Below are 22,534 nucleotides of genomic sequence, written 5' to 3' on the forward strand. Positions count from 1 at the left end.
CCCCGCGCCCCCCCCCCCCCCCGCCCCCCCCCCCCCCCCCCCCCCCGGGGGGCCCCCCCCCCGCCCGGCGGCCCCCCCCCCCCCCCCCCCCCCCCCCCCCCCACGTCCCGGCCGCGGTCCCGGCCGCGGCGGCCCTCGCCGAGCATGGCGTAGGTCTTGCCGACCCCGGGGGCCGCGCCCAGGTAGACCCGTAGCCGCCCTCTCATGTCAGGCCTTGTCCAGGGCCAGATTGAGTTCGAGTACGCGCACCGCCGGCTCGCCCATGAAGCCGAGCGCCCGGCCGGTGGTGTGCTCCTGGATGAGCCGCTCGACCCTGGCCGGGTCGAGGCCGCGCTCCCTGGCCACCCGCGGCGCCTGCAGCTCGGCGTAGGCGACGGAGATGTGCGGGTCCAGGCCGGAGCCGCTCGCCGTGACCGCGTCGGCGGGCACCTGGACGGCGGTCACGGCTCCGCGCACGGGCACGGTCTCGCCCGCCGCGTAGTCCTCCCCCGGCTTGGCGCACTCCACCGTCCTGCCCTGGTGGGCGGCGATGAACGGGGTGGCGGGGCAGGCCTGGTTGACGCTGACCACGCGGTCGGGGAACACCTTGAGCACCGCGCCGACCCCGTCCGGGGCGCAGTACGGCCGGGCGCCGCTGACGCCCTCCAGCTCGCCGACCGCCTTGGAGCGGGCGCAGACCTGGGTGAGCAGCGACTGCCGGCCCTCCGGCAGACCGTCCACGACGTCCTCGGGCCCGAGGTTGCTCGCGCTGGTCGAGGTCGGGTCGTAGCCGTCGCCGGCGGCCGACGGGCGGGACTGGAAGTACCCGCGTACGGGCTCGCCGTCGGCGTCGGTGAAGGACTGGCCGATGAGCGCGCTGCCCACCGCCTTGCCGTCCTTGTGCACGATCGAGCCGTTGGCGTTGGCGTTGAACAGCGCCTGGGCGACGCCGGTGGTGACCAGTGGGTAGATGACGCCGGTGACCACCGTGAGCACGAGCAGCGCGCGCAGCGCGGCGACATGCCGGCGGATCCAGCTTGGCATGCGGTCCATTTACGACATCCCCGGAAGGAACTGGATGATGAGATCGATGACTTTGATGCCGAGGAACGGGGCGATGATCCCGCCCAGGCCGTAGACGTACAGGTTGCGTGACAGCAGCTTGGCGGCGCCGGACGGCCGGTAGCGCACGCCGCGCAGGGCCAGGGGGATCAGCGCGACGATGACCAGGGCGTTGAAGATGACCGCCGCCAGGATCGCCGACTGAGGGCTGGCCAGGCGCATGATGTTCAGCGTGTCCAGGCCCGGGTAGACGGCCGCGAACATGGCCGGGATGATCGCGAAATACTTGGCGATGTCGTTCGCGATGGAGAACGTCGTCAGCGCGCCCCGGGTGATGAGCAGCTGCTTGCCGATCTCCACGATCTCGATGAGCTTGGTCGGGTCGGAGTCCAGGTCGACCATGTTCCCGGCCTCCTTGGCGGCGCTGGTGCCGGTGTTCATGGCCACCCCCACGTCCGCCTGGGCCAGGGCGGGGGCGTCGTTGGTGCCGTCGCCGGTCATCGCGACCAGCCGGCCGCCCGCCTGCTCCTTCCTGATCAGCGTGAGCTTGTCCTCGGGGGTGGCCTCGGCCAGGAAGTCGTCCACGCCGGCCTCGTCGGCGATGGCCTTGGCGGTCAACGGGTTGTCGCCGGTGATCATGACGGTGCGAATGCCCATCCGGCGCATCTCGTCGAAGCGTTCGCGCATGCCTTCCTTGACGACGTCCTTGAGGTGGATGACGCCGAGCACCCTGCCCTTCTCGGCGACGACCAGCGGGGTGCCGCCGGAGCCGGAGATGCCGTCCACGATCTGGCCGGCGTCGTCGGCCGGGTGGCCGCCGTGCTCGCGTACCCAGGTCAGCACCGCCGTCGCGGCGCCCTTGCGCACCTCACGGCCGGCGCCGTCCGGTGCAGCACCGAATACGCCCGGGTCCGGGTCCGGCGTCAGGTTCACCCCCGACATGCGGGTCTGGGCGGTGAACGGCACCCATTCCGCGTGGGCCAGCTCGCCCGGCCGCCGCTCGCGCAGGCCGTAACGCTGCTTGGCGAACACCACGATCGAGCGGCCCTCGGGCGTCTCGTCGGCCAGGCTCGACAGCTGGGCGGCCGCGGCCAGCTCTTGCTCGGTGACGCCGGCCACGGGCACGAACTCCGCCGCCTGCCGGTTGCCGAGCGTGATGGTGCCGGTCTTGTCCAGCAGCAGCGTGGACACGTCCCCGGCCGCCTCGACCGCGCGGCCGGACATGGCCAGGACGTTGCGCTGGACGAGGCGGTCCATGCCGGCGATGCCGATGGCCGACAGCAGCGCGCCGATCGTGGTCGGGATCAGGCAGACGATCAGCGACACCAGGACGATGCCGGTGACGCCGTCGGAGGTGAGCGCGAGCGAGTCGGCCACGCCCGGATTGATGGACTTGGTGTAGATGGCCATCGGCTGCATGGTGGCGGTGGCGATCAGGAAGATGATCGTCAGCGCGGCCAGCAGGATGTTGAGCGCGATCTCGTTCGGCGTCTTCTGCCGGTTCGCGCCCTCCACCAGGGCGATCATCCGGTCGACGAAGCTCTCGCCGGGCTTCTGCGTGATCTGGACGACGATCCGGTCGGACAGCACCTTCGTGCCGCCGGTCACCGCCGAGCGGTCGCCGCCGGACTCGCGGATCACCGGCGCGGACTCGCCGGTGATCGCCGACTCGTCCACCGAGGCGATGCCCTCCACCACATCCCCGTCGCCGGGGATGGTCTCCCCCGCCTCGACGATGACGAAGTCGCCCTGCCTGAGCTCGGGCGCGCCGACTGTGTCCCAACCGGAGTGGTCCCAGCCGGAGGGGTCCCAGCCGGAGGAGGTCCGGCTGCTGAGGCGGCGCGCGGTGGTGTCGTGCTTGGCCGCGCGCAGGGTGGCGGCCTGGGCCTTGCCCCGGCCTTCGGCGACGGCCTCGGCCAGGTTGGCGAAGACGACGGTCAGCCACAGCCACACGACGGTGGCCCAGGCGAACCACGAGGGGTCGCCGATGGCCAGCACGGTGGTGAACACCGCGCCGATCTCGACGATGAGCATGACCGGGTTGCGCCACATGGTGGCCGGGTTGAGCTTGCGCAGCGCGTCCGGCAGTGACCGGATCATCTGCTTGGGGTCGAGCAGGCCGCCGCCGACCTTGTCGTTCTTCGGGGCCGGCGCCTGGCTCGGTGTCTCGAGCACGTGCGTTGACATGTCTAGGAAAGTCCTTCTGCAAGCGGTCCGAGCGCCAGCGCCGGGAGGAAGGTGAGGGCGACCAGGATGATCGTCACGCCGACGACCATGCCGACGAACTGCGGCCGGTGGGTGGGCAGCGTGCCCACGCCGGCCGGCACGGGCGCCTGCTGGGCCAGCCCTCCGGCCAGCGCCAGGGCGAGCACGATCGGCAGGAACCGGCCGAAGGCCATGCACAGGCCCAGCGTGGTGTTGTGGAACGTGGTGTTCACGCTGACGCCGGCGAAGGCGGAGCCGTTGTTGTTGGACGCGCTGGTGTAGGCGTACAGGATCTCCGACAGTCCGTGCGGACCGCCGTTGAGCATCGCCGCGCGGCCCGTCTCGGTGGCCATCGCCACCGCCGTGCCCACCAGCACCAGCGCCGGCGTGACCAGGAAGTACATCGAGGCGAGCTTGATCTCGCGGGCACCGATCTTCTTGCCCAGGTATTCGGGCGTGCGGCCGACCATCAGGCCCGCCACGAACACCGTGATCACGGCCAGGATGAGCATGCCGTACAGGCCCGCGCCGACGCCGCCGGGCGCCACCTCGCCGAGCAGCATGTTGAAGATCAGCATGCCGCCGCCGAGTGCCGTGTAGGAGTCGTGGAAGGAGTTGACCGCGCCGGTGGAGGTCAGGGTGGTGGCGGAGGCGAACAGGGCCGAGTTCGAGGTGCCGAAGCGGGCCTCGCGGCCCTCCATCGCCGCGCCGACGGCCTGCGGCACGGTGCCGCCCGCACTCAGCTCGGCCCAGTTCGTCACGCCGATGCTGATGACGGCGATGATCGCCATCACGCTCACGATGGCGTAGCCCTGGCGGTTGTCGCCCACCATGCGGCCGAACGTGCGCGGCAGGCAGGAGGCGATCACCGTCAGCAGGAAGACGGTCAGCCAGTTGGTCCAGGCGGTGGGGTTCTCGAACGGGTGGGCGGAGTTGGCGTTGAAGATGCCGCCGCCGTTGGTGCCCAGGTCCTTGATGGCCTCCTGGCTGGCCACCGCGCCCGGGGTGAACGTCTGCTCGCCGCCGGTCAGCGTCGTCCAGGTGCCGTGTCCGGCGAACGTCTGGATGGCACCGCCCGCCACCAGCAGCACGGCCGCGACGAACGCGATCGGCAGCAGGATGCGCAGTGTGCCACGGACCAGGTCCACCCAGAAGTTGCCCAGCGTGTCGCGCCTCGCGCGGGCGAACCCGCGCACCAGGGCCATGGCCACCGCCATGCCGACCGCCGCGGAGACGAAGTTCTGTACGGCCAGGCCCGCGGTCTGCACCACGTGGCCCATGGTCGACTCACCCGCGTACGCCTGCCAGTTGGTGTTGGTGACGAAGCTGACGGCGGTGTTCCAGGCCGGCGCGGGCTCGACCGGCGGCATGCCCAGGGACAGGAACAGGTGACTCTGCAGCCGCTGCAGGCCGTACAGGAACAGGATCGAGAGCACCGAGAACGCCAGCACAGCGCGCGCGTAGACGCCCCAGCGCTGCTCGCTGTCCGGTCGTACGCCGAGCAGCCGGTAGACGACCCGCTCGACGCGGGAGTGCTTCGTGCCGGTGTAGACGCGGTACATGTAGTCGCCCAGCGGGCGGTAGCAGAGGGCCAGGGCCAGCAGCAGGGACGCGATGAACATGATCCCGGCCAACGCCGGGGACATCAGAACCGCTCCGGGAACAGCAGTGCCGCGACCATGAGGCCCACGAGGCCGGCGACCACGACGAGACCGGCGGCGTTGGCGGCGCTCACAGTCGCTCCACCGCCTTCACGACCAGCCCCAGGACCACGAACACCGTGATCGTCAGGGCGACGAAGATGACGTCTGCCATCCCCACTCCTTAAGTCCGTTCTGAGGGTTTCGAGCCGCCCTCGACGGGCGCCCGTGAGCCCACCAAATCCCGGAATATGAGTGGTTTAGTCGTTCTTGACGGGTTTCATACGGCTATGGCGTGAATATTGACGCCATCCCTACGCCTGGTCCCGCAAGGGCCCCCGCCCACCAGACGGCGTAGAACCGCAGCACGTTGTCGACGCTCGGCGGCACCGGGCCGCCACCCGGTATGGCCTTGGTGCCGCGCGCCGCGACGCTCAGCCCGGTGCCCGCGGCCAGCACACCGGCCAGCCGTAAGCCGGCTCGTAGCACGCGCTTGTCGAAACCGTCCAGGTGAAAACCGATGGCGGCCCCGACGCGTACGCCTCGCGACATGTGGATCGAAGCCGGACTGCGGGCCCTCGCCACGGGCGGCCCGGACGCCGTCCGGGTCGAGCCGCTGGCCAAAGCGCTCGGCGTCACCAAGGGCGGCTTCTACTGGCACTTCGATGACCGGCGCACGCTGCTGGAGGAGATGCTCGGCACCTGGGAACGGATGAGCACCGACGACGTGATCGAGCGCGTCGAGACCGAAGGCGGGGACGCCAGGGCCAAGGCGCGCCGGGCGGGCGCCCTGACCTTCTCCAGCACCCTGCTACCGATCGATCTCGCGGTCCGCGACTGGGCACGCCGCGATCCGGCGGTCGCCGATCGCCTGCGACGTGTCGACAACCGCCGGATGGACTACCTACGTGCGCTGTTCAGCACCTTCTGTCCCGACGAGGACGACGTCGAGGTCCGCAGCATGCTCGCCTTCTCGCTCATGATCGGCGACCACTTCCTGGCCGCCGACCACGGCGGGCGCAGTCGCGCGGACGTGCGTGACATGGCCGTGCGATGGCTCATGACGTAACGGGCACCGCCCGCCCTGGCGACGGCCCTTCCCTGAGGGGACAGACCGTGTTCACGTCCGGGCAGCGCGCGACCTCTACGTTCGATCCCCATGAAGTCTCACCACACGACCGGCCCGCTTTCCCGGCGTTCCCTTCTCCTCGGGGCGATCTCGGGAGCCGGCCTCGCCGTCGCCGGCGGCGCGGCGCACGCGGCGGAACGACCCGCCACCACGCCACGTTTCCGCGCGCTCGTCGCGACGAACGAACCCTGGGGCACCTACCACGTCCGGCCGTTGCTCCCCGAGGCGAAGCGCCTGGGGTGGGACGTCGTCCAGCTCGTCCCCGACATGTCAGGGATCAAGCCGGATGACCAGGTGTCCGTGGCCACCCTCGGCGACGTGCCCGAGGCGGACCTGCTGGTCGTCACGGGAGCCGGCGACTGGCCCGCCGACTGCGCCGCCCGGCTGCGCGACCTGCCGCTGGTCGCGAGCTCGCTGGCCTACCAGCTGCCGGTCGAGGCGCCACGCGCGGCCGAGTTCCGGGGAAGGCTCAGAGCCGTCACCGCCTCCTCCCCTGCCGAGGCGAAGGTGTACGACGACTATCTGGGCGTCCGCCGCCCGATCACGGTGGTGGGCACGCCGCAGACCGATGACCTGCCCAGACATGCCCCGGAGCCGGACACCGTACTGGTCCTCACCAGCGTGACCAAGTCCAGCGAGACGGGTGGTTCCGCGCCCGGCGCCGAATTGCTCCTGGAGGCGGCGGAGGCGCTCGCCGCGGCCGGCAAGCGCATCGTGGTGGGGCTGCACCCTCGTGAGGACCGCTCGCTGTGGGAGCGGTACGAGATCAGCTCGGTGCCGTCCGTCCAGGCTTCGGCGCGGGCCGAGGTGGCCATCGGGATCCCCGGCACGGTCTTCCCGGTCGTCGCGGCGATGGGCGTGCCCCTGGTCGGCTGCACGGACTCCCGGCTCCAGGTCCCCGATTACCTGCTGAGCGTCTGCTCCAGCACCATCACCGGCGCGCAGGACGCGGTGGCTGCGGTGGCCGAGGCGAAGCCGGTCTCGCGGGATGTCCTGTACGAGGCCGTCGGCCCGATCGGCGGCTCGGCCCGTCGCCTGTTCAAGGTCTGGCGCAAGATATGACATGACGTGCGCCGGATCGGGCCGCGCAGCGGGTCGCGGCAAATCTGGCGAACGCGACGCTCGCGGGGATCGAGCCGCCGGCGTCCGGGTAGAGGGAGAGCGCCGCCGACGTGAGCGCATGTCGTTTGATCATGTGATCACGCTGTGCAGCGGCACGGGTACGATCGATGGTGCTGCCATGTGGATCCGATGGTGGTGCAGGCACCACCTCGGATCCGGGGGCGTTTGTGCGATCCCCCCAACTCCGGCGGCGAAACACGCTTAGCCCCCGCCATTTCGGGAGCCAGGGCCACCCGAGAGTATGGATCGGGTCAGGGGCGGGACGACCGCCGTGTTCACCGACTTCGAAGGGCCCGCTCAGTGTTCAGTCGTGTCGCCATCGTCAACCGTGGTGAAGCCGCCATGCGGCTCATCCACGCCGTCCGTGACCTAGCCGCGGAGACGGGGACACAGATCGAGACCGTCGCTCTGTACACGGACTCCGACCGTACGGCCACGTTCGTGCGCGAGGCGGACATCGCCTACGACCTGGGGCCCGCCGCGAAGCGCCCGTACCTGGACCACGCGGTCCTCAGGAGGGCCCTGGTCGAGACGGGCGCGGACGCGGCCTGGGTCGGGTGGGGCTTCGTGGCGGAGGATCCGGCGTTCGCCGAGCTGTGCGCCGAGATCGGCGTGACGTTCGTCGGGCCGAGCGCCGAGGCGATGCGCAAGCTGGGCGACAAGATCGGCTCGAAGCTGATCGCCGAAGAGGTCGGCGTGCCCGTCGCGCCGTGGAGCCGCGGTCCGGTGGACACGCTGGCGGCGGCGAAGGTGGCGGCGGACCGGATCGGCTACCCACTGATGCTGAAGGCGACCGCCGGCGGCGGTGGCCGTGGCATCCGGATGGTCTCCGACGCCGACGAGCTGACCCACGCGTACGAGCTGACCCGGCAGGAGGCCGCGCGCGCGTTCGGCAGCGGCGTCGTGTTCCTGGAGCGCCTGGTGACGGGCGCCCGGCACGTCGAGGTGCAGGTCATCGCGGACGGGCAGGGCACCGCGTGGGCGCTGGGCGTACGCGACTGCTCGGTGCAGCGGCGCAACCAGAAGATCATCGAGGAGTCCGCCTCCCCCGTCCTCGACGCCGGGCAGGTCGCCGAGCTGAAGGCGGCGGCCGAGCGGCTCGTGCTCGCGGTCGGCTACCAGGGCGCGGGCACCGTCGAGTTCCTCTACCACCCCGGTGAGCGGCTGTTCGCCTTCCTTGAGGTGAACACCCGCCTGCAGGTCGAGCACCCGATCACCGAGATCACCACCGGCGTCGACCTGGTGAAGGCACAGCTGCACGTCGCGGCGGGCGGCAAGCTCGAAGGGGACGCGCCCGAGGAGTGGGGGCACGCCGTCGAGGCACGGCTCAACGGCGAGGACCCCGACCGGGACTTCGCCCCCTCCCCCGGCCGGATCGCCCGGCTGGCGCTGCCCAGCGGCCCCGGCATCCGGGTGGACACCGGGTTCAGCGAGGGTGACACGATCCCGGCGGACTTCGACTCGATGATCGCCAAGATCATCGCGCATGGCCGTGACCGCGCGGAGGCGCTGGCCCGGCTGCGCCGCGCGATGACGCAGACCACCGTCATCATCGAGGGCGGCGCGACGAACAAGGGCTTCGTCCGCATGCTGCTCGACGAACCCGCGGTGATCGACGGGTCCGCCGACACCGGCTGGATCGACCGGGTGCGCGCCCAGGGCGCCCTCGTGTCGCACCAGCACTCCGCGATCGCGCTGATCGTCGCCGCCATCGAGGCGTACGAAGACGAGGAGGCCGTGACGCGGCAGCGTTTCCTGGCCACCGCGCACGGCGGCCGTCCGCAGTCGCAGCACGAGAGCGGCCGCGCGCTGGAGCTCAAGCTCCGCGACGTGGGCTACCGCGTCCAGGTCGCCCGCACCGGCGGCCACCGGTTCCGCGCCGGTGTCTCGGCGGGCGGCCCGGAGCACGCGGTCGACGTCGACATCGAGCGTTTCGACGAGCACACCGGTCAGATCACCGTGAACGGCGTCCGCTTCAAGGTCGTCACGAGCACGCACGGCCCGATCCACCTGGTCGAGGTCGACGGCGTCACCCACCGGGTCAGCCGTGACGAGGGCGGCATCGTGCGCTCGCCCGTGCCCGCGCTGGTGGTGGCCACGCCGCTGCAGGCGGGCGACGAGGTCGAGGCCGGGGCGCCGCTGCTCGTGGTGGAGAGCATGAAGATGGAGACGGTGCTGCGCGCGCCGTTCCGGGGCCGGGTGCGGGAGCTCGCGGTGTCGGTCGGCAGCCAGGTGGAGGCGGGCGCCCGCCTGCTCCGCCTGGAGCCGCTGGCCGACGGTGACGAGGCGGCCGGTCCCGCGGTCGCGGCGAAGGAGGTCGAGCTGGACCTGCCGGCCGAGCCGGCGGACGTGCCCGCGGCCGAGCGGGCGGCGCGTGGCCTGCAGGATCTGCGCAGCCTCCTGCTGGGCTTCGACATCGACTCTCAGGACGAGAAGCGCCTGCTCACCAACTACCTGGCCGCGCGGGCCGAGCTCGTCGCGGCGGGCGAGCACGAGCTGGCCGGCGAGGTCGAGCTGCTGCGCCTGTTCGCCGACCTGAGCGAGCTGAGCCGTAACAGGCCCGTCGGCGAGGACTCCAAGTCCGACTCCGCGGTGCACAGCCCGCGCGAGTACTTCCACACCTACCTGCGGTTCCTCGATCCGGACCGGTCCGGGCTGTCGAAGGGCTTCCAGCAGCGGCTCACGCAGGTGCTGTCCCATTACGGCGTCGACGGCCTGGACCGCACGCCGGAGCTGGAGGACGCCGTCTTCCGGATCTTCCTGGCCCAGCGGCGCGCGTCCGCCGACGTCGCCGTGGTGACGACCCTGCTGCGCCAGTGGGTGGCGGAGGCCCCGCCCGCCGAGGCGGACCGCCTCACCGTCGGCCTGGCGCTGGAGCACCTGGTCGCCGCCACCCAGGTCCGCTTCCCGGCCGTCGCGGACCTGGCGCGCGGTGTCGTGTTCGCCTGGTTCGCCCAGCCGGTGCTGCGCCGCACCCGCGCCAAGGTCTACACGACCGTACGCAAGCACCTGCGCTACCTCGACGAGCACCCCGACGCGCCCGACCGGGCCGAGCGGATCTCCGCGATGGTCGCCAGCCCCGAGCCGCTCGTCCGGCTGGTCGGCCAGCGGATCGGCCGCGCAGGCGTGGACCCGCTGCCGCTGCTGGAGGTGCTGAGCCGCCGCTACTACGGCAACCGCGCGCTGCGCGACATCCGGGCGAGCAAGATGGTCGGCTGCACGTTCGTCGTCGCCGACCACCGCACCGCGGCCGGCGACGGCCGGGTCGTGACCACCGCGGTCGACTTCCAGGCGCTGCCCGAGGCGGTCAAGGCGGTCGACGAGTTCGCCCGTGACGGCGAGCTGGTGGCCGACGTCTACCTGTCCTGGCCGGACGGCCCGAGCGACCCCGACGAGATGGCCACGCGCCTGCGCGAGGTGCTGGTCGCGCAGCAGCCGTCGAACCGGGTCAGCCGCATCACCACGACCGTCGCGGGCAACAGCGGCGCCGTGATGCACCACCACTTCACCTTCCGCCCGTCCCCGGACGGCTTCGCGGAGGAACGGCTGCTGCGCGGCCTGCACCCGCGCATCGCCGAGCGGATGCAGCTGGAACGGTTGCGCGCCTTCGACCTCACCCGGCTGCCCTCGCCCGACGAGGAGGTCTACCTCTTCCGGGCCCAGGCACGGCAGAACCCGTCCGACGAGCGGCTCGTCGCCCTGGGCCAGGTCCGCGACCTGACCCCGTTGCGTGACGACGAGGGCAGGCTCGTCGCGCTGCCCGCCGCCGAGGACACCCTGACCACCTGCCTCGACGCCATCCGCCGGGCCAGGCAGCCCGGCGCGAAGACGTCCGCCACGAACCGGATCGTCATCTACGTGTGGCCGCCGACCGACTTCTCGCCGGACGACCTGAACACCGTGGCCAAGCGCGTGCTGCCGGCCACGGCGGGCGCGGGCCTGGAGGAGGTGCTGTTCCTCGGCAGGCGCCGCGACAGCGCCACCGGCGAGCTCGTCGACATCGCCGTCCGGATCGGCTACGACGTCGGCTCCGGCGTGCAGTTGTCCGTCGTGCCGCCGCCGACCGAGCCCATCGAGCCGCTGGACGACTACCGCCAGGAAGTGCTGCGCGCGCACAGCCGGGGCACCCACTACCCGTACGAGCTGACCGGCATGCTCGCCGGGCCGTTCGGCTCGTTCACCGAGTACGACCTGGACGAGCGGTCGACGCTGGTGCCGGTCAACCGGCCCAAGGGGCGCAACACCGCCGCGCTCGTCGCGGGTGTGATCAGCACGCCGACCCCGCGCCATCCGGAGGGCATGACCCGCGTCGTGCTGCTGGGCGACCCGACGAAGGCGCTCGGCGCGCTGTCCGAGCCCGAGTGCGCGCGGGTGATCGCCGCGCTCGACCTGGCCGAGCGGATGCGGGTGCCGCTGGAGTGGTTCGCGCTGTCGGCGGGCGCCCGGATCTCGATGTCGTCCGGCACCGAGAACATGGACTGGGTGGCGGCCGCGCTGAGGCGGATCGTGACCTTCACCCAGGACGGCGGCGAGATCAACATCGTGGTGGCGGGCATCAACGTCGGCGCCCAGCCCTACTGGAACGCCGAGGCCACGATGCTCATGCACACCAAGGGCATCCTGGTGATGACGCCGGACTCGGCGATGGTGCTGACCGGCAAGCAGTCGCTCGACTTCTCCGGCGGCGTGTCGGCCGAGGACAACCACGGCATCGGCGGCTACGACCGGATCATGGGCCCGAACGGCCAGGCGCAGTACTGGGCGCCGGACATCCGCGGCGCGCTGGACGTCCTGATGTCCCACTACGAGCACAGCTACGTCGCGCCGGGCGAGAGCCGGCCGCGTAAGACGGTCACCAGCGACCCGGTGGACCGGGACGTGTCGGCGTTCCCGCACGCCGTCCCGGACAGCGACTTCACGACGGTGGGCGAGATCTTCTCCGTGGAGTCCAACCCGGACCGCAAGAAGCCGTTCGACATCCGTACGGTCATGCGCGCGCTGTCCGATCAGGACCATCCGGTGCTGGAGCGGTGGGCGGGCATGGCCGACGCGGACACCGCCGCGGTCCAGGACGTCCACCTCGGCGGGCAGCCGGTGTGCCTGCTCGGCATCGAGTCCCGGTCGGTGCCGAGGCGCGGGTTCCCGCCCACCGACGGGCCGGACACCTACACCGCGGGCACCCTGTTCCCGCAGTCGTCCAAGAAGGCCGCCCGCGCCATCAACGCCGCCAGCGGCAATCGTCCGCTGGTCGTGCTGGCCAACTTGTCAGGGTTCGACGGGTCTCCCGAATCGATGCGCAAGCTGCAGCTGGAGTACGGCGCGGAGATCGGCCGCGCGGTGGTGAACTTCAAGGGCCCCATCGTGTTCTGCGTGATCTCGCGCTACCACGGCGGCGCCTTCGTGGTGTTCTCCAAGGCGCTCAACCCGAACATGACCGTGCTCGCGGTCGAGGGCTCCTTCGCCTCGGTGCTCGGCGGCGCGCCGGCCGCCGCGGTGGTCTTCGCCCGCGACGTCGACAAGCGGACCGGCAACGACCCCCGCGTGCTGGCGCTCGCCGCCCGGCTGGCGGAGGCGCCGGCCGCCACGCGCGCCGCGCTAGCCGCCGAGCTGGCCGAGCTCCGGTCGTCCGTACGGTCGGAGAAGCTCACCGAGGTGGCCACCGAGTTCGACCGCGTGCACAGCATCCAGCGAGCGGTCGACGTGGGCTCGGTGGACGCGATCATCAGCTGCGCCGAGCTCCGGCCCCGGATCATCGAGGCGGTCGAGAAGGGCCTCGCCCGGGACGGTCAGTCGGCGATGTAGCTGATCGAGCGCACCTCGTAGCCGGCGGCCTTGGAGCCGCGTACGTGCATGAACATCGCGCCGCCGTCGTAGGAGTAGGCACAGGAGTAGCCCTTGGGTTCCTTGCCGCAGCCCTGGAAGTGGTGGGTGACGCCGCGCGGGTCGTACCTGACCTTGAACAGCGTCCGCACCGCGCCCGTGCCGCCGACCTCCAGGGCGCCGTACCTGTCCGCCCGCTTCCAGGCGGCGAGCAGGTGCGCGGCCACGGCGGACGGCTTGGCGAGGTGCCGCGACAGGTGGACCTTGGTGACCTTCGAGCCGGTCACCACCATCGCGATGCCGTCGAGCCCGCCGGGCACCCGCACGCTGGTGTGGACGTACCGGCACACGTTGCCGGCGCAGCCGGCGAAGCGGTCGGGCGCGCGGTAGGCGTAGGTGAAGATCGCGCGGGCCGCGGCGGGGGTGGCCACCTTGGCGGCGGCCGTGCGGTCGCCGGCCAGCCAGGCGCGGAACAACCTGCTCGCCACCTCGCCGGGAGCGGCGGCGGCGGAGATCGGGGAAGCGGAGACGGTGGGGGCGAGCGTCAGCGTCGCGGCCACCGCGAGGGCGGTGCCGCCCAGAGCCAGTCGTTGGAACACACTTTGACGCTAGGCGCGGCCCCTTGCGCGGTGATTGCCCCTGGCTTGCACTGCTCTGACGTCCTCGTAAGCCCCCGAATCAGGCCGGTGAAAACGCGGTCAAGGGTCGGGCCGAAACCTGCGAAGAGAGGATTCCGAGAAAGTCGCCGGGGGGAGGGTGGAGCGGACGAAGCAGAGGAGGGAACACCATGTCAGTACTGCGCTATCTGTACCCAGCGACGCTTCGGTCACCGGACCCGTTCGATGACCTGAATCCTGAGGACACCAGCACCTCGCGTCGCCGCAGACGCAGCCGTCGCCACTGAGCGGAGGTCGAACACGAAGGTCAGCTCGGCGAGCACGCTCGCCGAGCCGCCCGTTTGTGGGCCGCCGTTGCCGGTGCTCCCGGTCAGGAGCCCGCGTCGACGAGATTGAAGATCGTGTACGGATCGCGCCCGCCGAACAGCAGGGAGATCACGATCGCGGCCATCGCTTCGAGATGAAGGGCGTGCCGGAGGTCGCCGGCCGGCAGGGGCTCCGCGCCGAGGTCGCCGATCAGCAGGCGGGTCGCCTCCAGCGCGCCGGCGTCGTCGCCGCAGTAGGGCACGACCAGCCGGCGCCCGTCGAACAGGGGCGGCTCCATCTGCCAGACGAGCGCGTGGCAGAGGTTGAACGCCTTGACGACGTGCCCGCCGGTCGCCCGCGCGATCTCCATGGCCAGCGACGTGCCGGGAGCCGTGGTCATGGTGAAGTGCTCGACCTCGACCGGGTTGTTGCAGTCGACGATCGGCTTGCCGCTGAGCGCGGTGCCGATCGTGTCCAGCATGGCCGGCATTCCCTGGTAGAGGACGGCGATCAGGGCGACGTCGGCGAACTCGGCCACCTCGCCGGCCTGGCCCGCGCGGCCGCCCCACTTGCCGGCCAGTGCCCGCGCCTTGGCAGGTGTCCTTCCGGTGACCATCAGCTCGTGGCCGGCGGCGGCCCACCGGGTGCCCAGCGCGTCGGCCATCGCGCCGGCGCCGAAGATTCCGATTCTCATGAGGCCGACGGTAGGAAGGCGTGGGGCACCGCCCGGTTCCCCACGGGTCAGGCGTCGTCTCCGCCGAGCTCGTCCGCGTGCTCCTCGGCCCACCGGGCGAGCACGGAGACCGGCCCGAGCAGGCTCTCCCCCAGCTCGGTGAGCCGGTACTCGACACCCGGCGGGGCGGTGGCCAGGGTCCGGCGTGCCACGAGGTCGCCGCGCTCCAGCTTGCGCAGTGTCTGGGTGAGCATCTTCTTGCTGATGCCGCCGATCCGCTCACGCAACTCGGTGTAGCGTTGCGGTCCGTCCCCGAGCCCGAAGACCACCACGACCGACCAGGTGTCCGCGACCAGGTCCAGAGTGGTGCGAGCGGGACAGTCAGCGAGGAACACATCGAACTCACTCATGGCCTCGAACATCGCAGCCGGGGCGCGATTTGTCAGGTGTTCGCCTGACACGCCCTTGTTTCCGCTGTCCGTAGGCTCACAACCGGGCTGCGTGCATGCACAGGGGCCATGCATGCCTCGCCGCGCCGGCGAATCGTTCTGAGAGGTCACTGAATGTCCAACCCATTCCCGCCACCGCACGGGCAGGCTCCCGGCCCGCAGCCGCACGGACATGGTTGGATCCCGGCGCAGGCGCCGAACGGTCCCGGAGGACCGCCGAACGGTCCCGGAGGGCAGTGGCCGCCTCCTCCCCCGCGCAGGCGCGGCGGCGGCGGGAAGGGCCCGCTGATCGCCGTCGTCGCCGTCGTCGGCGTCATCGTCCTGATCGGCGCACTGGCCGGGGGCTGGCTGCTGCTCCGCCCCGGCGGTGACGAACCGGCGCTGTCGCTGAGCCCCATCGACGATCGGCGCGGTTCGGCGGGGTCGCGGTCGCCTGTCGCCAAGGCGGTGAAGCTGCGGCCGATCACCGGCGACCAGCTCTGCGCCGCCGTTCCGGACGCCTTCCGCAAGAGCCTGGTCACCGATGGCAGGTACGGCGGCAAGCAAGCGGCCACCGGGGCCGCCACCGAGAGCGAGAAGCGGGCGAACTGCTCGTGGGACAACAACAAGATGGACGTCGGCGGCGGCGTCATCGGCCATCGCGGTCTCAGCATCTCGGTGGAAGCCCGGAGCACCGAGAGGCAGAACGCGCTCGCGCACGCGAAGGAGCGGTTCGACAGCGACAAGAAACAGCATGAGCGGCGGATCAACGTGCGCGGCGGCAAGCGGATCGACGGGAGGACCTCCGGCTCGGCGTTCGGCGAGCTCAGGGAGCTGAAGTACGGCGACGCGTCGTACAGTCAGAGCTCGGTCGGGCACAGCGGGCTCAAGGCGAGTGTGTTCGTCCGGCAGGGGCCGTGGCTGATCGAGATCGTGTACGGCGGCAGCAACCGGACCGGCGTCAAGTATCCCTCCGGCGACGAGGTACGGGCCGCGGCCGGCAAGGTCGCCGAGCACATCACCGCGGAGATGGCCCAGAGCGCCGGCAAGGTGAAGCTCGACGGGCCGTGCGCGACGATCACCGTCAAGGACATCCAGTCGGCGTTCTTCCCCGCCGTGCAGGGGCCGTCCGTCGACGGCAGGGACGGCCGGATCCAGCAGACCACCTGCACCTGGACCATCCGCGAGCCGGTCGAGCACGAGCCCGGCCAGGAGTTCACCGCGCGGGGCGGCGAACTGCGCGCGCACCTGGTCGACTGGGGCAGCGACGGGCTCGGATCGAAGTTCCAGTTCGACCGGGACGCCAAGAAGTACGACCGCTACCGCGCCAAGGGCGGCATCGGCGACGACGTCACCCACACCGAGTACGAGCCGCGCCAGGAGCTGTCCGGGCTCGGCGAGAAGGCGTTCGCCGTGGTCTCCACCACGACCAGGCCGAACCGGCCGGACGACGCGCCCATGCGGGAGGTTCTGATCAAGGTCCTGATCGGCGACCGGACGGTCGACTTCACGTTCAGGGGGACGACGGCCGGCGGCGGCATCGTCGGCGCCGGCGACTACCAGGAGCCGGTCTTCGAGTCCTCGGCCGCGCGACCGGCCGTGGAGAAGCTGGCCAGGACCTTTCTCGCCGGCCTGAAATGACCGCCCGCCGCTTCCTCCTCGCCTGACTTCACCGCCTTTCTTGCCAGAGCCGCGACGACCGGCCGGTGCGAGTCGTTAAGCTGCCTCACAGCAAGATCACGGGCGGCTGGATGAGGTGACGGGGTGGCTGCGGAGGCGGCACGGCTGCCGGTGCGGCCCCTGCCGCGACTCCAGGCCCGGCTGCCGGTGGGGCTGCCGGCGCGACTGCTGGTGATGCTCCCGGCGCGCCTGCCGGTACGGTTCGGCCGCCGGTACGCCGCCGCCCTGCGCCTGGCGCCTCCGGTGCCGACCTTCTCTGTGCCGTGCCCCGCCCTGGCACCTGGCGGCCACCGCGTCAATGGTCGGCGTCGCGGCGGCCTGGACCTGCGGCTACGCGTGGTGGCTGAGCACGGGCCAAGGGGCCGTACCGAGCCAAGGGGCCGTACCCAGACTCGGGACCGTGCCGGGCGCCTTCGACGCGCCCGGCCTGCTGGGACTGTCCGCGAGCAGCGGCCCGCATGCCGGGGTGCATTCCGGTCTGCTTCGCCCGGAGGCTGCCCGGTCGTCATCATCGCCGTGGCCGAGGCCCACGCCGTCGAGTGTCCCCACGCCGTAGAGGCCGACGAGGGGCAGTGGTGAGGTGGTGCGGCCGTGCTCGGCGGCATCGGGTGTACAGGTCGAGATGGTGAACAGTGACGCTACGGTACGGAAGGAGGCTCGATGACAGCCGACAAGCTGATCACCGCGGTGATCGTCGACGATCACGCGGCCATCACCGCGGGCGTCCGGTTCTGGTGCGAGCAGGCGGTCCCGCCGATCGAGCTCATCGACGCGGGAGAGCGGCTCGCCGACGTCTGGACCGGGCCGGGCGCCGCCGCCGATGTGGTGATCTTCGATCTGGAGCTGGTGGCGCGCAGGCCGGACTTCGGCGAGTTGCGCAGGCTGGTGGACAGCGGCCGGCGCGTGATCGTCTACTCCCAGCACACCGAGGACGCGACGGTGATCAAATGCATCGACCTCGGCGCGCTGGCGTACCTGACCAAGCGTGAGGGGCCCGAGCATCTGGTGCCCGCCATCCGCGCGGCCGCGCGGGGCGAGCCCTACACCGCGCCGTCGCTGTCCGGAGTGCTCGTCGCCAACGACTCCCCCGGCTGGCCGCGCCTTTCCCAGCGTGAGACCGAGGTGCTGCGTGCGTGGTTCGTGTCCTCGTCCAAGGATCTCGTCGCCGCCAAGCTCAACATCACCGTCAAGACCGTCGACACCTACATCGCGCGCGTACGGGTGAAGTACGCCAACGTGGGGCGGGCCGCCCGTACCAAGAGCGAGCTCGTCGGCCGTGCGCTCGACGACGGGCTCATCACGCTCGCCGAGCTCAACCAGCCGGAGACCTCGCAGTGAGGACGTGCCGACGGCGCTGTTGACAACGATCCTGACAAGTCAGGCAAACCGCGATATGGCCTGCTGTACTCTCGGGCGGTGATCTACGACGCCCGTGTCCGGCCGTCTGGTTGTGGAGGCGTGTATGTCGGCCCATGATGACGGGGGCCGGCGGGGGCCGGCCGCTCGGTGGAACGTGTCGGCCCGTGCCCGCACCACCGTGGACGCGCTGGAGCATCTGGTCGGCGGGTTCGGCACCGGGATTCTGGCGATGGTGGCGCTGCTGTCGTTGCTGGTCACGGCGGTGGCCTGCCTGATAGGGGTGGGGTTGGTGCTGGTGCCCACCTTCCTGCGGGCGGTGCGCGCCATCGCCGACCGGGAACGCGCCCGGCTCTCGTCCTGGAGCCCGGAGAGCACAAGCCCGGAGTTCATCAGCCCGGACCCGGTGCCGGACGAGGTGCGCGCCGCTCTCGCCGACCGGTCCGTGCGGCGGGAGCTGGCCTGGGTGGCGACCCACGCCAGTCTCGGGCTGCTCCTCGGCGCGCTCGGCCTCACGCTGCCCGTGCACGCCGTACAGGACGCCACGTTCTGGTCGTGGTGGTGGTTGTTGCCGCCGGAGGAGGCCGCGACCGGGGCCTTGGGGCTCTGGACCGTACAGGACCTCTCCACCGCTCTCGGCGTCGCCCTGTTCGCCCCGGTGTGGATCGCCCTCACGTGTCTCCTCGCCCCGGTCATGGCCTGGCTGCAGGCGTGGCCCGGACGGCGGCTCCTCGCGCCCGCCGCTGACAGCGACCTGACCCTGCGGGTGGCGCAGCTGACCGCGACCCGCGCCGCCGCACTCGACGCGCATGCCACCGAGTTGCGGCGGATCGAGCGGTCACTGCATGACGGGACGCAGAATCGGCTGGTGGCGGTCAACGTGCTCGTCGGGGCGGCGCGGCGCGCGCTGGCCCGCGATCCGTCCACCGCCGAGGAGATCCTCGATCGGGCGCAGGGCGCCACCGAGCAGGCGCTGAGTGAGCTGCGCGGGGTCGTTCGCAGCATCCTGCCGCCGGTGCTGACCGACCGGAGCCTCGCCGACGCGCTCACCGGCCTGGCCACGGACTGCCCGGTGCCCTGCCGGGTCGACACCGACATCCCGGTCAGGGGCGCCGCGTCCGTCGAGGCCACCGCCTACTTCGTGGTGGCCGAGGCACTGACCAACATCACCAAGCACAGCCAGGCCCGGCACGCCGCCGTCAAGGTCCGCAGGCACGCCGACCGCCTCCAGGTCCAGGTCACCGACGACGGCCGGGGCGGGGCGGACGAGTGCGGCGGATCCGGGCTGGTCGGCATCCGCCGCCGCATCGAGGCGCACGACGGGACGTTCACCTTGCACAGCCCGCCCGGCGGCCCGACCACCCTGTACGTGAGCCTGCCCTGCGGATGACGATCACCGCACCCGAGCGGTCACGGCTCTCCTGCGGTCGCGGCGGGAATCCCCGCAGGAGAGCCGCGCGCGTGGTCAGGCGCAGGCGATGGAGCCGGTGAACTGGCAGGGCGTGCCGGGGGCCGTGTAGGCGACCCGGTCCACCTGGAAGGTGAGCGTCTGGCCAGGATCGGTGAACGGCCCCATGTGCTCGGTCAGGGTGTCGCTCCCCCACACGTTGAGGAACAGCTTGGTGTCGAGCTTGGGCAGCCGCGCGGCGTCCGCGATGGAATGAACTCTCGTGCCGCCGACATAGAAGTCCACTCTGCCGGCTGACCAGACCATGCCCACGTCCACGAACCCCTCAGGCACGGGCACCAGCCTCTCGCCCAGCGGCGTGCGATCGTCCCAGGCCAGGAGCTTGACCATGCCGGCATCCCGGCCCATGACCTTGATGTCGATGGCCTCCCCGGTGACGTAGGTGAACATCGCCGACATCAGGCCGGACCCGTCGACGCCCTTCATCCGAGCCTCGTAGGTGCCATATCCCAGGTGCTGACGGGTCTGGATCTCGGCGCAGGCGTACTGCCGGTCACCGGCCGGCGTCTTGGCGAACGACAGGTTGAGCACGCCCCCGGAGGCGGTGACCTGGTCGCGGTCCCAGGTGCAGTTCTGGTGGGCGCCGTTGTTCCAGCCGTCGGAGACGTACCAGCGGGAGGTGTCGAGGGTGTCGAAGTCGTCCACGAACGAGGTGGTGACGGAGCAGGCGATCGAGCCGGCGAACTGGCACGGGTCACCGAGCTTGGTGTACGCGATGTAGTCGTAGGACGCCTCGACCGGGTGGCCGGGATAGGTGAAGGGCCCCATCCAGCCGCTCAGCGGGTCGCTGCCCCAGATCTGCGCGAACAGGATCTGGTCGTGAGTCGGCACCTGGGCGCCGGTGAGGGTCTTGACCGGCTCGCCGTTGACGAAGAAGCGCAGCCGTCCGGGCTCCCACACGTACGCGAGGTCGACGTAGGCCGAGGCGGAGTCGGCGGGCAGCGCGACCGGGAAGCCGCCGGAGGAGGTGCCGTTGACCCAGGAGTTCACCTCGACCTTGGTGGTGTCCTTGCCGAGCACCTCGAAGTCGATCTCATCCCACGGCTGGTCGTGCACCGGGCCGATGTAGGAGAAGAAGGCGGAGTTCAGGCCGCTGCCCTTGGCCGCCTTCATCCTGGTCTCGAACGTGCCGTAGCTCGGACGGGTACGGGACTGCACCTCGGCGCACGAGTAGGAGCGGTCGCCGTACGCCTTGTCGTCGAAGGTGATGGTGAGCGCCCCGCTCTCCACCCGCACGTTGTCCTTGTTGAACTGGCAGTTCTGGTGGGCGCCGTTGTTCCAGCCGTCGGAGACGTACCAGCGGGAGGTGTCGAGCGCGCCGTCAAAGCGGTCGATGAACGACGCGCTCGCGGCGGCGGCGGGCTGGACGGGGATCAGGGTCAGCAGGCCGAGGATCAGGGTGGCGACGATGGCGGTTGATCGGGACATGAGGCTCCTACTCTCGATGGGTACGGATCTCATCCGGCCAGGCGAGCGCGATGCCCAGGGTGTCGCCCAGCAGGCGCTGATAGTCCGACAGCTGCGCGGCGTCGGAGCGGACCTTGCGCGGCGGCAGGTCGCGGGCCAGGCAGAAGCCCGCCAGCGCGCCCACGGCCTCACCGATGGCCCACTCGACCGGGTGCAGCCGGTAGCAGCCGTTGGTGATGTGCGTGGTGCCGATGTTCTTGTTGGCGGGCAGCAGGTTGTCCACCCGCACGGGGATGAGCGCGCCGAGCGGGATCTGGAACGGGTACGCCTCGATGTCGACATAGGTGCGCCCGGCGGTGCTGGGATGCAGGTCGATGCGGTAGCGGCCGAGCCCCACGGTGTCCGGGAAGATCTCGCTGCCCGCCCCGTCCGGTCTGGCCTGCACGCCGACGTGCTGCTCCAGGACGGTGAACTCGGCGGCGATGCGGCGCGATTCGCGGATGTAGGGCGTCTTGGCCAGCCCGTCGCGGGTACCGGTCACGTCGGGCCGCAACCGCAGACCCGGATACCCGCCCTCGGTCTGCATCCAGTAGAGGAACGACAGCGACAGCTCCCTGCTCCCCGCCAGGGCCTCGGCCGGGTCGGCCCCGAGCAGCGGGCTCTCCCAGTAGTCGATCTGCGGCCAGTTCACGATGGTGAGATCGGGCAGGCCGGTGAACTGCTCCGCGGCCAGGATGCGGCGGAACCGCCACAGATCGAAGTGCCCGGTCCCGTCGCCGAACAGCTGCCACTCCCGCCGCTCCAGCGTGATCGGCACGATGTCCGTCCACGACAGCTGCGGCCCCGGCCAGAACGGCGCGACGGTGTCCCGCCAGTGCTCGTAGCCGGCGGGCCGGTCGATCACGTGCTCCTCGCCCGGCCGGTGCTCCAGCGCGAAGCACCACGAGATGGCCTGCTGGTCGAGCGGGTCGGCGGTGGCGGGAGCGTGCGGCTCGCCGGTGGTGTCGCGCCCCTCCGCCCCGACGACGTGCTCGACGTCCGCGAGCTCCAGCAGGTCGCCCAGCTCGGTGGCGTCGATCACGTACGGCGCCGTCACGGTCAGCTCGTGCCCCGTCTCCAGATCGCGGAGCGTGACGGCGTCCACCTTGTCACCGCTCGTCCACGCCGCGATGGGTGTGTGCCGGAGCAGCACCGTGATCAGGCCCGACGCCCGCCAGGGCGCGAGCATCTCGTCGATGACGGCGACGGCCACGCGCGGCTCGTGGCACATCCTGCTGACGATGCCGAGCCCCGGATCGACCGGCGGTCCCGCGCCGGGGCGCACCGGGTAGTTGCGCCGGTAGTAGTCGCGCACCCGGCGCCGCAGGTCGGCGTAGCCCGGTGGGGCGAACTCCCGCTCGATCCAGGTGTGCTCGTCCGGCGGGACGGCCTGGGCGGTCAGCTGGCCGCCGAGCCAGTCGGTGTGCTCGGTGACGATCACGCTCCGGCCGAGCTTCGCGGCGGTGAGCGCGGCCGCGACGCCTCCCAGGCCGCCGCCGACGATGAGCACGTCAGTTCGGAGTTCCGTCATTCCCCGTGGGCTCCTTTTCGTACATGAGGGCAAGGGCCATCGCCGGGCCGCGGCGCGGCCCGGGACGATCTT

Annotated in this window: 17 protein-coding genes and 1 pseudogene; 7 read left to right on the forward strand and 11 right to left on the reverse strand. The window is 71.3% G+C overall.

The window, feature by feature from the left end:
• Nucleotides 1-74: 74 nt before the first annotated feature.
• From ACIBQX_RS45250 to ACIBQX_RS45275, 6 genes and pseudogenes are all read right to left on the reverse strand, one after another.
• Nucleotides 75-206: pseudogene (locus tag ACIBQX_RS45250) on the reverse strand (hypothetical protein); the annotation flags it as partial.
• A gap of 1 nt (nucleotide 207) precedes the next feature.
• Nucleotides 208-1,032 carry a potassium-transporting ATPase subunit C gene (locus ACIBQX_RS45255; protein ID WP_397015999.1) on the reverse strand — a complete coding sequence of 275 codons (825 nt, stop codon included), beginning with the start codon at nucleotides 1,030-1,032 and terminating at the stop codon, nucleotides 208-210.
• Nucleotides 1,033-3,228: a potassium-transporting ATPase subunit KdpB gene (gene kdpB / locus ACIBQX_RS45260; RefSeq protein WP_397016001.1), complete on the reverse strand. Its 2,196-nt coding sequence runs from the start codon at nucleotides 3,226-3,228 to the stop codon at nucleotides 1,033-1,035.
• Between the two features lie 2 nt (nucleotides 3,229-3,230).
• Nucleotides 3,231-4,892: a potassium-transporting ATPase subunit KdpA gene (gene kdpA, locus ACIBQX_RS45265; RefSeq protein WP_397016003.1), complete on the reverse strand. Its 1,662-nt coding sequence runs from the start codon at nucleotides 4,890-4,892 to the stop codon at nucleotides 3,231-3,233.
• On the reverse strand, nucleotides 4,892-4,981 hold the full coding sequence (locus ACIBQX_RS45270) for a K(+)-transporting ATPase subunit F (protein ID WP_397016005.1): 90 nt from the start codon (nucleotides 4,979-4,981) through the stop codon (nucleotides 4,892-4,894). Before ACIBQX_RS45270 ends, kdpA begins: the two co-directional genes overlap by 1 nt.
• A 193-nt stretch (nucleotides 4,982-5,174) precedes the next feature.
• On the reverse strand, nucleotides 5,175-5,438 hold the full coding sequence (locus ACIBQX_RS45275; protein ID WP_397016007.1) for a hypothetical protein: 264 nt from the start codon (nucleotides 5,436-5,438) through the stop codon (nucleotides 5,175-5,177).
• Here ACIBQX_RS45275 and ACIBQX_RS45280 point away from each other — a divergent pair.
• The 3 genes from ACIBQX_RS45280 (at nucleotide 5,437) to ACIBQX_RS45290 (ending at nucleotide 12,939) form a co-directional block, all read left to right on the forward strand.
• Nucleotides 5,437-5,955, forward strand: a complete 519-nt coding sequence (locus ACIBQX_RS45280) for a TetR/AcrR family transcriptional regulator (RefSeq protein ID WP_397016008.1) — start codon at nucleotides 5,437-5,439, stop codon at nucleotides 5,953-5,955. The genes ACIBQX_RS45275 and ACIBQX_RS45280 overlap by 2 nt on opposite strands.
• Nucleotides 5,956-6,045: 90 nt before the next feature.
• Entirely contained in the window at nucleotides 6,046-7,077 is a 1,032-nt protein-coding gene (locus tag ACIBQX_RS45285; protein ID WP_397016009.1) for a hypothetical protein, read from the forward strand.
• A gap of 360 nt (nucleotides 7,078-7,437) precedes the next feature.
• A complete protein-coding gene (locus tag ACIBQX_RS45290; RefSeq protein WP_397016011.1) occupies nucleotides 7,438-12,939 on the forward strand; it encodes a carboxyl transferase domain-containing protein in 5,502 nt (1,833 codons plus the stop codon).
• Here the strand turns inward: ACIBQX_RS45290 and ACIBQX_RS45295 are convergent.
• The 3 genes from ACIBQX_RS45295 to ACIBQX_RS45305 form a co-directional block, all read right to left on the reverse strand.
• Nucleotides 12,924-13,556 (reverse strand): hypothetical protein, encoded by a 633-nt coding sequence (locus ACIBQX_RS45295; RefSeq protein WP_397016013.1) that lies wholly within the window; start codon nucleotides 13,554-13,556, stop codon nucleotides 12,924-12,926. The genes ACIBQX_RS45290 and ACIBQX_RS45295 overlap by 16 nt on opposite strands.
• A gap of 388 nt (nucleotides 13,557-13,944) precedes the next feature.
• On the reverse strand, nucleotides 13,945-14,574 hold the full coding sequence (locus ACIBQX_RS45300) for an NADPH-dependent F420 reductase (protein WP_397016015.1): 630 nt from the start codon (nucleotides 14,572-14,574) through the stop codon (nucleotides 13,945-13,947).
• A 47-nt stretch (nucleotides 14,575-14,621) separates the two neighbouring features.
• Nucleotides 14,622-14,963 (reverse strand): winged helix-turn-helix transcriptional regulator, encoded by a 342-nt coding sequence (locus ACIBQX_RS45305; RefSeq protein WP_397016017.1) that lies wholly within the window; start codon nucleotides 14,961-14,963, stop codon nucleotides 14,622-14,624.
• Nucleotides 14,964-15,116: 153 nt separating this feature from the next.
• Here ACIBQX_RS45305 and ACIBQX_RS45310 point away from each other — a divergent pair, with 153 nt between their 5' ends.
• The 4 genes from ACIBQX_RS45310 (at nucleotide 15,117) to ACIBQX_RS45325 (ending at nucleotide 19,407) form a co-directional block, all read left to right on the forward strand.
• The gene (locus ACIBQX_RS45310; RefSeq protein ID WP_397016019.1) at nucleotides 15,117-16,622 is read left to right on the forward strand and encodes a hypothetical protein; all 1,506 of its coding nucleotides are present in this window, start codon (nucleotides 15,117-15,119) and stop codon (nucleotides 16,620-16,622) included.
• 123 nt (nucleotides 16,623-16,745) lie between these two features.
• Nucleotides 16,746-17,240, forward strand: a complete 495-nt coding sequence (locus ACIBQX_RS45315) for a hypothetical protein (RefSeq protein WP_397016021.1) — start codon at nucleotides 16,746-16,748, stop codon at nucleotides 17,238-17,240.
• Nucleotides 17,241-17,321: 81 nt separating this feature from the next.
• The gene (locus ACIBQX_RS45320) at nucleotides 17,322-17,999 is read left to right on the forward strand and encodes a response regulator (protein ID WP_397016023.1); all 678 of its coding nucleotides are present in this window, start codon (nucleotides 17,322-17,324) and stop codon (nucleotides 17,997-17,999) included.
• Between the two features lie 124 nt (nucleotides 18,000-18,123).
• Nucleotides 18,124-19,407, forward strand: coding sequence for a sensor histidine kinase (locus ACIBQX_RS45325; protein ID WP_397016025.1), 1,284 nt, complete (start codon nucleotides 18,124-18,126; stop codon nucleotides 19,405-19,407).
• Nucleotides 19,408-19,482: 75 nt separating this feature from the next.
• On the opposite strand, the gene ACIBQX_RS45330 is transcribed toward ACIBQX_RS45325, so the two are convergent.
• A complete protein-coding gene (locus tag ACIBQX_RS45330; RefSeq protein ID WP_397016027.1) occupies nucleotides 19,483-20,913 on the reverse strand; it encodes a family 16 glycosylhydrolase in 1,431 nt (476 codons plus the stop codon).
• A gap of 7 nt (nucleotides 20,914-20,920) precedes the next feature.
• The gene (locus ACIBQX_RS45335; RefSeq protein WP_397016029.1) at nucleotides 20,921-22,462 is read right to left on the reverse strand and encodes an FAD-dependent oxidoreductase; all 1,542 of its coding nucleotides are present in this window, start codon (nucleotides 22,460-22,462) and stop codon (nucleotides 20,921-20,923) included.
• Nucleotides 22,463-22,534 lie beyond the last annotated feature (72 nt).

The organism is Nonomuraea sp. NPDC049714, assembly GCF_044465295.1.
GTDB lineage: Bacteria > Actinomycetota > Actinomycetes > Streptosporangiales > Streptosporangiaceae > Nonomuraea.

Bases quoted from the DNA above. Each gene is read 5' to 3' on its own strand.
- ACIBQX_RS45255 (WP_397015999.1), bottom strand. From the start codon at position 1,032: ATGGACCGCATGCCAAGCTGGATCCGCCGGCATGTCGCCGCGCTGCGC.
- kdpB (WP_397016001.1), bottom strand. From the start codon at position 3,228: ATGTCAACGCACGTGCTCGAGACACCGAGCCAGGCGCCGGCCCCGAAG.
- kdpA (WP_397016003.1), bottom strand. From the start codon at position 4,892: ATGTCCCCGGCGTTGGCCGGGATCATGTTCATCGCGTCCCTGCTGCTG.
- ACIBQX_RS45280 (WP_397016008.1), top strand. From the start codon at position 5,437: ATGTGGATCGAAGCCGGACTGCGGGCCCTCGCCACGGGCGGCCCGGAC.
- ACIBQX_RS45275 (WP_397016007.1), bottom strand. From the start codon at position 5,438: ATGTCGCGAGGCGTACGCGTCGGGGCCGCCATCGGTTTTCACCTGGAC.
- ACIBQX_RS45285 (WP_397016009.1), top strand. From the start codon at position 6,046: ATGAAGTCTCACCACACGACCGGCCCGCTTTCCCGGCGTTCCCTTCTC.
- ACIBQX_RS45300 (WP_397016015.1), bottom strand. From the start codon at position 14,574: ATGAGAATCGGAATCTTCGGCGCCGGCGCGATGGCCGACGCGCTGGGC.
- ACIBQX_RS45305 (WP_397016017.1), bottom strand. From the start codon at position 14,963: ATGAGTGAGTTCGATGTGTTCCTCGCTGACTGTCCCGCTCGCACCACT.
- ACIBQX_RS45310 (WP_397016019.1), top strand. From the start codon at position 15,117: ATGTCCAACCCATTCCCGCCACCGCACGGGCAGGCTCCCGGCCCGCAG.
- ACIBQX_RS45320 (WP_397016023.1), top strand. From the start codon at position 17,322: ATGACAGCCGACAAGCTGATCACCGCGGTGATCGTCGACGATCACGCG.
- ACIBQX_RS45325 (WP_397016025.1), top strand. From the start codon at position 18,124: ATGTCGGCCCATGATGACGGGGGCCGGCGGGGGCCGGCCGCTCGGTGG.
- ACIBQX_RS45330 (WP_397016027.1), bottom strand. From the start codon at position 20,913: ATGTCCCGATCAACCGCCATCGTCGCCACCCTGATCCTCGGCCTGCTG.
- ACIBQX_RS45335 (WP_397016029.1), bottom strand. From the start codon at position 22,462: ATGACGGAACTCCGAACTGACGTGCTCATCGTCGGCGGCGGCCTGGGA.